A 12,672-nucleotide genomic window follows, 5' to 3' on the forward strand; every position below is an offset into this window, starting at 1 on the left:
GCCCGGTCCCATTCCGAACCCGGAAGCTAAGCCTGCCAGCGCCGATGGTACTGCACTCGACAGGGTGTGGGAGAGTAGGACACCGCCGGAACATATTTCCCTCTAGGGGCCCACAATTGTGGGCCCCTAGAGGCGTTTCGGGGTATTACCGTTCTCGGGGTGTGTTCAGGTGAGATTCGTCGGTACGAGAGCAGGCTCCGTCGGTCCATCCGGCCGGTCGCGAAACGCTGTCGGGCCCCGGAACGGCGGCCAGGGTGCTCACCTAGACTCACCCGGATGCGCCTTGTGATTGCTCGCTGTCAGGTCGACTACGTCGGGCGGCTGACCGCCCACCTGCCGATGGCTCGCCGGCTGCTGATGATCAAAGCGGACGGTTCGGTGCTGGTGCATTCCGATGGTGGGTCCTACAAGCCGTTGAACTGGATGAGCCCACCGTGCTGGCTGGAAGAACGGGAACCGGACCCGGCGGCGGAGCTGAAGGCGCTGTGGGTGGTCAGGAACAAGGCGGGGGAGGAGTTGCGGATCAGCGTCGCCGAGATCGAGCACGACTCCAGTCACGAACTGGGCGTGGACCCTGGGCTGGTCAAGGACGGGGTGGAGGCGCATCTGCAGGAACTGCTGGCCGAGCATGTGCAGACGCTCGGCGCCGGGTTCAGCCTTATTCGGCGGGAGTACATGACCGCTATCGGTCCGGTCGATCTGCTGTGCCGTGACGCCGGCGGGCGTACGGTCGCGGTGGAGATCAAGCGGCGGGGCGAGATCGACGGGGTGGAGCAGCTCACCCGCTACCTGGAACTGTTGAACCGGGATCCGCTGCTGACGCCGGTCGCCGGGGTTTTCGCGGCGCAGCAGATCAAACCGCAGGCGCGCACGCTCGCGGAGGATCGCGGGATCCGCTGCCTCACGCTCGATTACAACGCCCTGCGTGGGACCGAGAGCGACGAATTCCGGCTCTTCTAGACTGGAAGTCATGCCACGAAGAAATCCGCGTACCGAGCGCTCCCGGGCGCAGACGCCGCGGCCGGACAGTGGGTTGGGGGATGTCTACCGGCGGATTGAATCAGGGCCGCACGGTGACGAATACGTGGTCCGTACGGTGCCAGGCGCGCGGGCGGTGAAACGGTACCGCTGCCCGGGCTGCGATCATGAGGTCATGCCCCGCGTGGCGCATGTGGTGGCGTGGCCGGTCGGTGGCGGTGAAACGGACCGCCGGCACTGGCATCGGGGCTGCTGGAACGGGCGCGGAACCCGCGGGATCACCCGGCGCTGGTCGTAGCGGAGTAGCGGTCCTAAGCGGTTGTGCAGGAGTGGCGAATGCGCTATCGAACGCACCGTTCGGCAAGTATATCTTGCCAGCACAGTTGGAGAACATGGCTGGAAGGTTGGGAGCTGCGGTGGCGATCTATCAGCAGCAGTTCGCCACTCAGCTGGAACCACGGTCGGGCGCTGGCCCGGCAGTATCCGGAGTAGCACCGGATGCTGCCGGGCGTACGGCTGTGGCGGGTCAGGCCGGCAGGATCGATACGGTGCCGCGGCACACCGCGGACCGGGTGTTGAGGAACCACCAGCCGGCGCCGGTTTGGGTGGTGACGGTGAACGACACCGTGCCGACCCCGGGCCAGGCGCGGTTCACCGGGATACTCGGCTTCTGCTTCAGCATCTCCTCATCGCTGAACGCCGTACCCGAGGCGCCGGTGGTCTCGTTGTGCCAGTCGAGTTGGACGCGGGTGCCGTAGGGAGTGGTGCCGAAGATCGGGAACATGCTCGCGGGTGGGTTGGGCAGATCGTTTCCACCGCTGAGCAGCAGCGATGGCTCCAGGACCGTGCCGCCGGGCGGCTGGCTCGCGCCGGAGGCCGCCCGGATCTGCCAGGTGAACGGCGGAGCCCACGGCAGCGGATTGGCGCTACCGCAGGTCATATTGGTTGACGGCGCGGGCTGCGCCGCGGCGGTGCCGGCCCCCGCGGTTATGAGCGCGGCCGCCGCGAGAACGGCGGTGGTGGGGGCGAGTATCGCGGTGACGAACTTTCTTGCGTGAGGCAATGGTGCTCCCGAATTCGAATAGGCGATGGAGAGGCAACAGTATCAGCGCGGACTACGGGTCCCGCGCCCCTTCGTCTCCGGCTGTGGAGGGTTCTTTTTCCTCGTCGGAAACTGAGTGGCCTGTTGTACAGCCCGCCCTTGAGCGCCTCCGATGTCGGCAAGCCTTTTTTCGAGATCGTCCCAGGCCCAGGGTTCTGTCGAGCGCCCATCAGGGCTCGTCCGAAGTGGAACTGGCTCGCCCCGGTGACTCTCAGGAAAGTTTTGAACATTCCTGCGACAGGTAGTCGGTGCACCAGCTCATGGGCCTGCTCATTCGCTCCGACCATCCGCAGTTTATATACCAGTTCATAGATTTCGTGCTCGTTGTTGAGGGCGATGCCGGCGGCGACGCGGCTGGCGAGTCGGCGGACAGCCAATTCACTTGCTCCCGCCACCCTTATTACATCGAGCAACCTTGCCTCTTCAGCTGTAATTTTCAAGGGTAGCTCTGGCGGCGATGCGGTTCGCGAGCCGATCGATTACCTGTCCGCTCGCTCCCGCCGTGCGCATTGCTTGTACCAGTAGACCGATACCGACTCCTTCGACGGCGACGTCGGGAGCGGCTCGGCGCGCGAGCTGATCGGCTTGCTCAGTCTCGCCCACTCGCGACATCACGTGCATCACCAGGCCGACGTAAAACACATCCTCGAGGGAAACTCGGCGGTGATCCGGCACGCGAGCTCATGGAGTTGCTCGCTGGCCCCCGCCACGTTCAACAGCAGAACCATCATGGCCGTTCGGCCCCATTTTCGAAGGAGACGTAGACGGCGGCACGGCACGCGAGCCCACGGTCCTGCTCATCTGCCTCCGGGTCCTTCAATACCTTGACTATCTTCAGGTTCTCGGACGTATCGCGTAGGGCAGCAACGCGGGGCGAGAGTCTGCCCGCTTGCTTGCCCGAACCGGCCTTTTGTGGCGTTTTATATTCTCACGCAGAAACAGCAGCGCATTCACCAGTTCGGCGATATCGCGAGCGTTTGTGAAAGGCGCGTGATCGGCGGCGCGGTGCGCGAAGTCAACGGCCTGGTCGTGCTCACCCACATGCCACACTGCATCTATCAGTTGCGCGGCCGCCGATGGGTCGTCCAGGGAAATGCGTTCTATGATCCGGTCCACTGCGGGAGGTGTGCAGATTCCCAGGTCGTGGAGGGTATAGAGGAGTCTAACCGCTGCTCTGAACGGCGGGGTGCTATCGGCGACGCCGGCCGGTGATGCTGCGTGTTCGTGGCGGTGCCGGACGAGGGCCGCGCACCGGGTCGCCGGGATCCGCGACCGGCTCGGGTGACTCCGGGTGCACATCGATGTCTCGGCTGACCTGCACCACTACCTACGGCCGGCCGGATAGTCGCTGAGGGTGCCGGGCGACGAAGTGCGCACGGACCCCGGCTCTTGTGGCTGTTGGGTGAATCTTCGGATATGAGGAAGGCCGCCCCATCCGGGGCGGCCTTCGGATCGATCCGCGGTGTCGCCGTACACCTCCCGACAGAAGCTCAGTTGCTGATGTCGGCGCTTTCGCGTTCTTCTTCGACGATATCGTCGGAGTCGTTATCGGAGCTCAGCTCGGGGATGGCCTTCTGACGCTGACCGGACACCGACTTGTTCTGACCGCTGCCGATGGACTTGCGCGGCTGCTCGGGCACACCGTCGAGCAGTTCGCTCTCCCGGTTGACGGCCGCGAGCATGGCCGGCACCGAATCGAGCTGGCCGCGGATACCGAGCAGCTGGGCCAGGACCCGGCCACGCAGTACGCGCATCTCCTCGGCCAGTTCCTTCGCGTGCGCGATCTTGCGCTCGGAGGTCTGGGTGGCCGAGGTGATGAGACGGTTGGCCTCGTCGGTGGCGTCCTTGATCCGCTGGGCGGCCTCGGCGCGGCTGGTGGCCTCGAGCTCTTCCATGGCGCGGGTCAGCTTGGTGCGCCGCTCGGCCATGGTGACCTCGAAGTCCTGCTGGTTGGCCTTGCGCTTGGCCTCGGACTCCTTGGCCAGCCGCTCGGCGTCGGCCTGCGCGGCGTCGATGATCTTCGCGGATTCGGTACGAGCATTGGCCAGGGTCTGCTCGTATTCGATCTCCAGCGCTTCGCGCTTTTCCTTGGTTTCGGCGAGCAGGGATTCGTATTTGCCGCGCATTTCGGTGGCCTGCTGCTCCGCGATGGAAACCATCTCGGCGGCTTCGGCCTGGGCGAGGGCGCGAACCTCGGACGCCTCGTCCGAGGCCAATCGCAACATGCGGGAGATGCGGTCGCTCATCCCCTCCGCGGTGGTCGGCGGTACGGACAGCCGGTCGACTTCCTTGCGGAGTTCGTCGATTTCGTCGCGGGCGTCTTCCAGCTGACTGGCGAGGTTCCGGGCCTGGGCGGCGGCGGCGTCGCGGTCGGTGGCGGTAACCCGCAACTCGGCATCGAAGCGGTCGAAATAGTTACGCACCTCGTCTTGCGCATAACCCTTGCGCACAACGGTGAAGGGCAGCGCAACGAAGCGATTGCGATCGGACTCGGGTGACGACATGGCCAACAAACTACAGCCTGAGACCTGCGCATGGTGAGCCGACCGGGAATGTTATCGGAGCGTCTCCTTACAGTCCGATCTCGAGACTAGTGCGTAACATTCGGATCCGGTTCCAGTAACTCGACCAGCACACCGCCAGCATCCTTCGGATGGACGAAATTGATACGGGAGTCGGCGGTTCCGCGTCGCGGCGCCTCGTACAGCAGACGCATGCCTCGATCACGTAGATATGCGGAAACGGCTTCGATATCGGTGACCCGGAAGGCCAGCTGCTGCAGACCCGGGCCGCTGCGATCGATGAATTTCGCGATGGTGGAGGTTTCGTCGAGCGGAGCCAGCAACTGCAGAGCAGTCGAATCGTCCTCGGCGGCGGGCGCGGAGAGCATCGCTTCCTGAACGCCCTGTTCCTCGTTGACCTCCCGGTGGGTCTCGACCAGGCCGAGGTTCTCCGCGTACCACGCGACGGCGGTGTCCAGGTCGGGGACGGCGATACCGACATGGTCGACCGCGACGATGTAGTCGGCGGGGATGAATTCTGATGACGGGGTAGCGGTGCTCACCCTTCGAAAGTAGCGCGTTCCACCCTGCCGCGGTCGCGTACCCACCCGGATCGAGGTCGATAGAGGGCGGCTGCCCTCAAAACTCGACGAGGTGATCTGCCATCCCGGCACGCCGATCCGGGGATACCGCAAGCTACCGTGGAGTAGTCCGCGCCGCGGGTGGCTTTCGGGTTACCCGCGGATCGTGGGTCGCATCGCGCGCATCCCGGGCCGAACCCGAGAGCCGGGCGAGGCCGTTCCCGGGCCGGTCACCTGTGTGATCGGAGCCCGCACCGGGTCGGAGCGACAGGGTGGACTGCCGAACGCGGAGCAGATGAACACAGCCGGGGTCCCGAGCGGCCCCCGACCCCGCGCCGCCGACGGCGGCGCAACAGATACAGGAGGCTCGTCGTGACCAACTCTGTGATCGTGGCCGGTGCGCGTACCCCGATCGGCCGGCTGCTGGGCGGTCTGAAGGATTTCAGCGGATCGGATCTGGGTGGGTTCGCGATCGCCGCGGCGCTCGAAAAGGCCGGCGTCCGGGGCGACCAGGTCGACTACGTGATCATGGGTCAGGTGCTCACCGCGGGGGCGGGACAGATTCCGGCCCGGCAGGCGGCGGTAGCGGGTGGTATCCCGATGGATGTGCCCGCGCTGACCCTGAACAAGGTGTGTCTGTCCGGGATCAACGCGATCGCGCTGGCGGATCAGCTGATCCGGGCCGGGGAGTACGAGATCGTGGTGGCCGGTGGGCAGGAATCGATGAGCCGCGCCCCGCATATGCTCGAGAAGAGCCGCGAGGGATTCAAATACGGTGACGTGACCCTGCGCGATCATATGGCCTACGACGGGCTGCACGATATCTTCACCGACCAGGCGATGGGCGCGCTCACCGAGCAGCGCAACGACACCGACCCGATCACCCGGGCCGATCAGGACGCGTTCGCCGCGGCGTCGCATCAGCGCGCGGCCGCCGCCTGGAAGAACGGGATCTTCGACGACGAGGTGGCCCCGGTGGAGGTGCCGCAGCGCAAGGGTGATCCGGTCGTGGTGCGGCAGGACGAGGGGATCCGGGCCGATACCACCGCGGAATCGCTGTCCAAGTTGCGTCCGTCGTTCCGAAAGGACGGGACGATCACCGCCGGGTCGGCTTCGCAGATCTCCGACGGCGCGGCCGCGGTGGTCGTGATGAGCAAGGCCAAGGCGGAGGAGCTGGGGCTGAGCTGGATCGCCGAGATCGGTGCGGCGGGTGTCGTGGCCGGCCCGGATTCGACCCTGCAGGACCAGCCGGCCAACGCGATCGCCAAGGCGTGTGCCAAGGAGGGGGTCACCCCGGCCGATCTGGACCTGGTGGAGATCAACGAGGCGTTCGCGGCGGTCGGTATCGCCTCGACCCGCAAGCTCGGGCTCGATCCGGCGAAGGTGAACGTCAACGGCGGCGCCATCGCGGTCGGGCATCCGCTCGGGATGTCGGGCGCGCGGATCGTGCTGCATCTGGCGCTGGAGCTGAAGCGCCGCGGCGGCGGGATCGGTGCGGCCGCGCTGTGTGGTGGCGGCGGCCAGGGCGATGCGCTGATCGTCAAGGTGTAGACCGCCCGGTTTGTCTCGTGTGACCGGTTCGACTACGACACCGTGTAGTGGCTAGTGCACAATGGGCGCATGAACTTCCTTGGTCTGCGTACCGTTGCCGGCAGGTTCCGCTTCTTCGCAGTACTCGAAGCGCTGTCCTGGCTGGGCCTGCTGGTGGGAATGGCGTTCAAGTACCTCCCCGCGGAGGGCAACGAGATCGGCGTGAAGATCTTCGGCCCGGTACACGGCGGCATCTTCGTCCTGTTCGTGCTGACGGCACTGCTGGCCGCGCGTGAGCTCGAATGGAACTGGAAGACCACGGTGCTGGCGCTGCTGTCCAGCATTCCGCCGTTCTGCACGGTCGTTTTCGAAGTGTGGGCCGTACGCACCGGCAAGCTGGGTGAGCTGAGTGCGGTCGGCGCCACCGAGTCCCCGCAGACCCTCGCGGCCTCCTCGTGACAAACTGGACCCTGTGACTCGACCAGCATCCCGCCGTCCTTCACCCGCCGTAGCCGCCGCCATGTCCGGGGCGGTGGATCTGTCCGCCCTGAAGCAGCCGCCGGCGGGCGCGCCGGCCGCCGCGGGCGACCATACGGTCACCGAGGCGGATTTCGAGACCAAGGTGCTGCGCCGCTCCGCCCAGGTCCCGGTCGTGGTGGCGCTGTACTCCCAGCGCAGTCCCGGCAGCATCGAACTGGTCCAGCTGCTGGAGCGGCTCGTGGGCGAGGCCGACGGCACCTGGGAACTCGCCGCCGTCGAAGCCGAGAGCAATATGCGGATCGCGCAGGCCTTCGGCGTCCAGGGCATCCCGACGGTGATCGCGGTCGCGGGCGGACAACCGCTGGCCGATTTCCAGGGCAACCAGCCCGAAGCACAGGTTTCGCAATGGCTGGCCGCCGTCGTGCAGGCGGTGGAGGGCAAACTCGAGGGCGACCCGAGCGCGCCACAGGAGCCGCCCGCCGACCCCCGGTTCGCGGCGGCGGAGGCGCTGCTCGAACAGGGCGACCTGGCGGGCGCGGAATCGGCCTACGAATCGATCGTCGAGCAGGAGCCCGGTAACTCCGAGGCCAAAGCGGCGCTGCGGCAGGTGAAGTTCCTGCGCCGGGCGCAGAACCTCCCGGAATCGGCGATCGCCACCGCCGACGCGGACCCCGGCAATGTCGCGGCCGCGCTCGACGCCGCCGATGTGGAACTCTTCCAGCAGCAGCCAGAGGCCGCGTTCGACCGGCTCATCGCACTGGTCGCCCGGACCGCCGGAGACGAACGCACCACGGTCCGGACCCGCCTGCTGGAACTGTTCGAACTCTTCGACCAGGCCGAGCCGTTCGTGGTGGCGGCCCGCCGCAAACTGGCAACCGCCCTGTACTGAGTTCATGGCGCCGCCTTCGGCGGCGCGGGGTCGAGGCCCCCTTGGTCCCGCCGTTCAGGCCTCGAGACTCGAGCCTTCGGCTCATGCACTTTCGAGGCCTGAAGCGGGACGGGCCTCGACCCTTTCAGGGCCTCGTAAGACTCGGCGCCGGCGGGTGACCGGGATGGTGGATGTCGACGCGATCGCATGAGTCGAATTCGGTGCGACAACACCGAAATATTCCCAGGTCCAGGGATGCTCGCGGGCTTCGAACGTTGCGGGCTCGCCGAGCTCGGCACCACAGGGCGCCGAGGAGGTCGGACGCCGACGCCACTGCGTGAGTCGGGGTTTCGCGGATCGCCACCCGAGATCTCTCGGATTCTCTGACGTTCTCAAAGCTGCGTCGGCTCGGCGCCGGTGGTTGTACCTGTCCGGGGAAAGTGCGGCTGTTCAGGGGCGTGGGGTCAGCCAGATGACGCTGAGCGGGCCCAGCGTGAGCGCGGCCGACGCGGGACGGTCGTGGCGGCCGACCGCGTCGGCGTGCACCACGCCGAGATTGCCCGAGCCGGTGCCGCCGTATTCGAGCGCGTCGGTGTTCAGGATTTCTGTCCAGTGCCCGGCGGCGGGCAGGCCGATCCGGTAGTCGTGGTAGGTGGCGCCGGAGAAATTGCAGAGGCAGGCGACCGTGCTGCCGTCGGCGCCGTGGCGAAGGAACGCGAGGACATTGGCCTCCCGGTCGTCGGCGGTGATCCAGGAGTGGCCGCCGGGAGTGGTGTCCTGACTCCAGAGCGCGGGATGGTCGCGGTAGATCCGGTTGAGGTCGGCGACCAGCAGCTGGACACCGCGGTGCAGCGGATTGCCGAGTTCGGGCCAGTCGAGACTGTGGTCGTGCCACCATTCGCGGTAGTGCCCGAACTCCTGGCCCATGAACAGCAGTTGTTTACCCGGGTGGGCCCACATGTAGGCCAGCAGCGCGCGGACCCCGCCGGCTTTGGCGAACTCGTCGCCGGGCATCCGGGTCCACAGGGTGCCTTTGCCGTGCACGACCTCGTCGTGGCTGATGGGCAGGACATAGTTTTCACTCCACGCGTACATGAGCGAGAAGGTGATCTCGTTGTGGTGCCAGGTGCGGTGCACGGGGTCCCGGCCCAGATAGCCGAGAGTGTCGTGCATCCAGCCCATATTCCATTTCATGGAGAAGCCGAGCCCGCCGACCTCGGTGGCGCGGGTGACGCCGGCCCAGGTGGTGGATTCCTCGGCGATGGTGACGACACCCGGATACGCGGCATGCAGGCTGTCGTTGAGTTCGGTGAGGAAGGCGACGGCCTCCAGGTTCTCACGGCCGCCGTGGACATTGGGTTCCCAGCCGCCGCCGGGCCGGGCGTAGTCGAGGTACAGCATCGCCGCGACCGCGTCTACGCGCAGGCCGTCGATATGGAATTCCTCGACCCAGAACCGGGCGTTGGCGACCAGGAAGTTGCGTACTTCGGGCCGTCCGTAGTCGAACATGTAGGTGCCCCATTCGGGCTGTTCGCCGCGGCGCGGGTCCGGGTGCTCGTACAGGGGGGTGCCGTCGAAACGCGCCAGCGCCCAGGCGTCGCGCGGGAAATGCGCGGGAACCCAGTCGAGGATGACGCCGATACCGGTGACGTGCATATGGTCGACGAAGGCGCGGAAATCGTCCGGGCTGCCGAAGCGTGCGGTCGGGGCGTAGTACGAGGTGACCTGATATCCCCAGGATCCACCGAAGGGATGTTCGGCCACTGGGAGCAGTTCGACATGGGTGAAACCGAGCCCGCGTACATATTCGCTGAGTTCGGTGGCGAGTTCGCGGTAGTCGAGTCCCGGCCGCCAGGACGCGAGATGCACTTCGAAGACACTGAACGGGGCACGCGCCGGATCGGTGTGGCTGCGGGCGGTGAGCCAGCCCTGATCGGTCCAGCGGTGCTCGGTCGTGGTGACGACGGACGCGGTGGCCGGTGGGACCTCGGTGGCGAACGCGACCGGGTCGGCGTGATCGGTGATCCGTCCGTCGGCCCCGTGCACCCGGTACTTGTAGCGGTCGCCGGGCATGGCGCCGGGGACGAAGACCTCCCATACTCCCGACTCCCCGAGCGAGCGCATCGGCCAGGTACCGCCCTGCCAGTGGTCGAAATCACCGAACACGGTGACGCCGCGGGCGTTCGGCGCCCAGACCGCGAAGGAGACACCGGCGACTTCACCGTCGAGACCTGGATAGGTACGCGGGTGCGCGCCCAGTACCTGCCATAATCGTTCGTGCCGGCCCTCGCCGATGAGGTGCAGGTCCAGCTCGCCGAGGGTGGGGAGGAATCGGTAGCCGTCGGCGGTCACGGTGGCCGGTCGGTGGGGGTGCACGGTGACGATGCGGTAGTCGAGGATCTCGGGGTACGGCAGCACGGCCGTGAAGACGCCGTGCCCCAGCGAATCCAGCGGATGATCGACGCCGCCGACCAGCACCGATACCGATTCCGCTTCGGGTCGCAGCACCCGTACCGCGGTGCCGTCGGGGTGCGGGTGCGCGCCGAGCACCGTATGCGGGTCGGGATGGGTGCCCGCGGCGAGGAGCAGCAGGTCGCGGCGATCCATCATGGCGGCGTCACCGGAACCCGCGCCGGTACGCCAGGGCGGCGCGGGCGTGATGGGGTACCGGGGGCAGCGCGATGATGTGGGCGACCGCCTGCGCGGGATCGAGCCGGATGTAGTTGGTCTGTGCCCAGTGGTACTGCTCGCCACTGATCTCGTCGTGGACCACCGGGTGGTCGTGCCATTCCCGGCCGACGGCGGGCAGGTCCAGCGACAGCATGCCCTGTTCGGCGGTGAAGGGGTTCAGGTTCACCACCACCAGGACCGCGTCGCCGGTGGCGGGGTCGGTCTTCGAATACGCGAGCAGGTTGTCGTTGTCGATGTGGTGGAAGCGCAGGCAGCGCAGTTGCTGTAACGCCGGATGCCGGCGGCGGATCTCGTTGAGCCGGGTGAGCAGCGGTTCGAGGGATTCGCCACGGGCGCGGGCCTCGGCGAAGGGTCGCGGTCGCAGCTCGTACTTCTCCGAATCCAGATATTCCTCGCTACCGGGGCGCACCGCCCGGTGCTCGTACAGTTCGTAACCCGAGTACACCCCCCAGCTGGGGCCCAGGGTCGCGGCCAGCACCGCGCGGATCGCGAACATCCCCGGCCCCCCGTGCTGGAGGCTCTCGTGCAGGATGTCGGGCGTATTGACGAAGAGATTGGGCCGGGCTTCGTCGGCTTTTGCGGCGAGCTCCAGACCGAATTCGGTGAGCTCGTGCTTGTGCGTGCGCCAGGTGAAGTAGGTGTAGGACTGACTGAAGCCGCGTCGCGCCAGACCGTAGAGTCGCGCGGGGTAGGTGAATGCCTCGGACAGGAAGATCACGTCCGGATCCGTGCGGCGCACCGCGGCGATCAGCCATTCCCAGAAATCGGCCGGTTTGGTGTGCGGATTGTCGACCCGGAAAATTCGCACACCGAGTCCGACCCAGTACCGCACCACCCGCAGTACCTCGGCGTACAGGCCGTCCGGATCGTGGTCGAAATCGAGCGGATAGATGTCCTGGTACTTCTTGGGTGGGTTCTCGGCGTAGGCGATGGTGCCGTCGGGCAGCGTGGTGAACCATTCCGGATGCGCGCTCACCCACGGATGGTCGGGCGCGCACTGTAACGCCAGATCCAGCGCGACCTCCAGACCGAGGTCCGTCGCGCTGCGGACGAAGGCGGTGAAATCGGCCTCGGTGCCCAGTTGTGGGTGGAACGCGTCGTGACCGCCCTCGGCCGAACCGATCGCCCACGGTGAGCCGACATCGCGGGGACCGGCGGTGAGCGCGTTGTTGCGGCCTTTGCGGTTCACCATGCCGATGGGATGGATCGGCGGCAGGTAGACCACATCGAAACCCATCGACGCGATACGGGGCAGTTCATTCGCGGCGGTCGCGAAGGTGCCGTGTACCGGGGATCCGTCGGCGTCGCGCCCGCCGGTCGAGCGGGGGAAGAACTCGTACCAGGATCCGGTGCGGGCCCGCGAGCGCTCCACCAGCACCGAATACTGCGGCCCGCGCGTGAGCAGCTCCCGCAGCGGCGTCCGCCGCAGGATCTCGGTGACCTCGTCGGTGAACGCCGGAGCTACCCGCGCCGGCAGCGGGTCGGCGCCGCGGAGCGCGGCCGCGGCCGCCCGCAGCCGCTCGAACTCCCGCTTCGGTACCGCCTGCGCCGCCCGGTCCAGCAGCCGGGCCCCGATCTCCAGATCGTTGTCCAGATCCGCCGCGCTCTGTCCAACCGCCAGTTTCGCCTCCACCGCCGACCGCCAGGCCGCTATGGAATCCGACCAGCCCTCGACCCGGAAATGCCACACTCCGGGCGCCGTGGGCGTGAAGACACCGTTGAAGACATCGGGTTCGTAGTCGGGGGTCATCGGCACCCGGATCGAACGGGACGAGCCCGGCGCACGCACCGCGAGGGTGGCGCCGACCGTGCCGTGCCCGTCTCGCCACACCACGGCACGCACCGGGAAAACCTCCCCGACCACGGCCTTCGCCGGGTAGCCGCCGGGGACGTGCGGGGCGGTGTCATCGATGGCGATGCGGCCGGTCATCCTCACCACGT

12 protein-coding genes and 1 rRNA gene are annotated in these 12,672 nt (G+C 67.1%); 7 read left to right on the forward strand and 6 right to left on the reverse strand.

Features of this window, described 5'->3' with window-relative positions; genetic code table 11:
• From rrf to AB0H42_RS14460, 3 genes are all read left to right on the forward strand, one after another.
• Positions 1-91, forward strand: a 5S ribosomal RNA gene (gene rrf, locus AB0H42_RS14450); the annotation flags it as partial.
• Positions 92-276: 185 nt separating this feature from the next.
• Positions 277-960 (forward strand): endonuclease NucS, encoded by a 684-nt coding sequence (gene nucS, locus AB0H42_RS14455; RefSeq protein ID WP_357055121.1) that lies wholly within the window; start codon positions 277-279, stop codon positions 958-960.
• A 10-nt stretch (positions 961-970) separates the two neighbouring features.
• Positions 971-1,276, forward strand: coding sequence for an ATP/GTP-binding protein (locus tag AB0H42_RS14460; protein ID WP_357055124.1), 306 nt, complete (start codon positions 971-973; stop codon positions 1,274-1,276).
• Between the two features lie 228 nt (positions 1,277-1,504).
• On the opposite strand, the gene AB0H42_RS14465 is transcribed toward AB0H42_RS14460, so the two are convergent.
• Positions 1,505-2,041 (reverse strand): hypothetical protein, encoded by a 537-nt coding sequence (locus AB0H42_RS14465; RefSeq protein ID WP_357055127.1) that lies wholly within the window; start codon positions 2,039-2,041, stop codon positions 1,505-1,507.
• Positions 2,042-2,503: 462 nt separating this feature from the next.
• A complete protein-coding gene (locus AB0H42_RS14470) occupies positions 2,504-2,755 on the reverse strand; it encodes a hypothetical protein (protein ID WP_357055130.1) in 252 nt (83 codons plus the stop codon).
• Positions 2,756-2,992: 237 nt separating this feature from the next.
• Between AB0H42_RS14470 and AB0H42_RS14475 the strand changes: the two genes are divergently transcribed.
• Positions 2,993-3,292: a hypothetical protein gene (locus AB0H42_RS14475; RefSeq protein ID WP_357055133.1), complete on the forward strand. Its 300-nt coding sequence runs from the start codon at positions 2,993-2,995 to the stop codon at positions 3,290-3,292.
• Positions 3,293-3,570: 278 nt separating this feature from the next.
• Here the strand turns inward: AB0H42_RS14475 and AB0H42_RS14480 are convergent, their stop codons facing one another.
• A complete protein-coding gene (locus tag AB0H42_RS14480; RefSeq protein ID WP_357055136.1) occupies positions 3,571-4,584 on the reverse strand; it encodes a hypothetical protein in 1,014 nt (337 codons plus the stop codon).
• A gap of 86 nt (positions 4,585-4,670) precedes the next feature.
• Complete coding sequence (gene mce, locus AB0H42_RS14485) at positions 4,671-5,144, reverse strand: methylmalonyl-CoA epimerase (RefSeq protein WP_039822866.1); 474 nt, start codon at positions 5,142-5,144, stop codon at positions 4,671-4,673.
• 390 nt (positions 5,145-5,534) lie between these two features.
• Here mce and AB0H42_RS14490 point away from each other — a divergent pair, with 390 nt between their 5' ends.
• The 3 genes from AB0H42_RS14490 to AB0H42_RS14500 all read left to right on the forward strand — a co-directional run bounded on the left by AB0H42_RS14490 (position 5,535) and on the right by AB0H42_RS14500 (position 8,061).
• On the forward strand, positions 5,535-6,713 hold the full coding sequence (locus AB0H42_RS14490) for an acetyl-CoA C-acetyltransferase (RefSeq protein ID WP_357055139.1): 1,179 nt from the start codon (positions 5,535-5,537) through the stop codon (positions 6,711-6,713).
• A gap of 69 nt (positions 6,714-6,782) precedes the next feature.
• A complete protein-coding gene (locus AB0H42_RS14495; protein ID WP_357055142.1) occupies positions 6,783-7,151 on the forward strand; it encodes a DUF3817 domain-containing protein in 369 nt (122 codons plus the stop codon).
• 61 nt (positions 7,152-7,212) lie between these two features.
• On the forward strand, positions 7,213-8,061 hold the full coding sequence (locus AB0H42_RS14500; RefSeq protein WP_357055571.1) for a tetratricopeptide repeat protein: 849 nt from the start codon (positions 7,213-7,215) through the stop codon (positions 8,059-8,061).
• A 429-nt stretch (positions 8,062-8,490) separates the two neighbouring features.
• Here AB0H42_RS14500 and glgB read toward each other — a convergent pair whose 3' ends face one another.
• Entirely contained in the window at positions 8,491-10,647 is a 2,157-nt protein-coding gene (gene glgB, locus AB0H42_RS14505; RefSeq protein ID WP_357055574.1) for a 1,4-alpha-glucan branching protein GlgB, read from the reverse strand.
• A 10-nt stretch (positions 10,648-10,657) separates the two neighbouring features.
• Positions 10,658-12,661 carry an alpha-1,4-glucan--maltose-1-phosphate maltosyltransferase gene (locus tag AB0H42_RS14510; RefSeq protein WP_357055145.1) on the reverse strand — a complete coding sequence of 668 codons (2,004 nt, stop codon included), beginning with the start codon at positions 12,659-12,661 and terminating at the stop codon, positions 10,658-10,660.
• Between the last annotated feature and the right edge of the window lie 11 nt (positions 12,662-12,672).

The organism is Nocardia sp. NPDC050799 (assembly GCF_040654015.1).
Taxonomy (GTDB): domain Bacteria; phylum Actinomycetota; class Actinomycetes; order Mycobacteriales; family Mycobacteriaceae; genus Nocardia.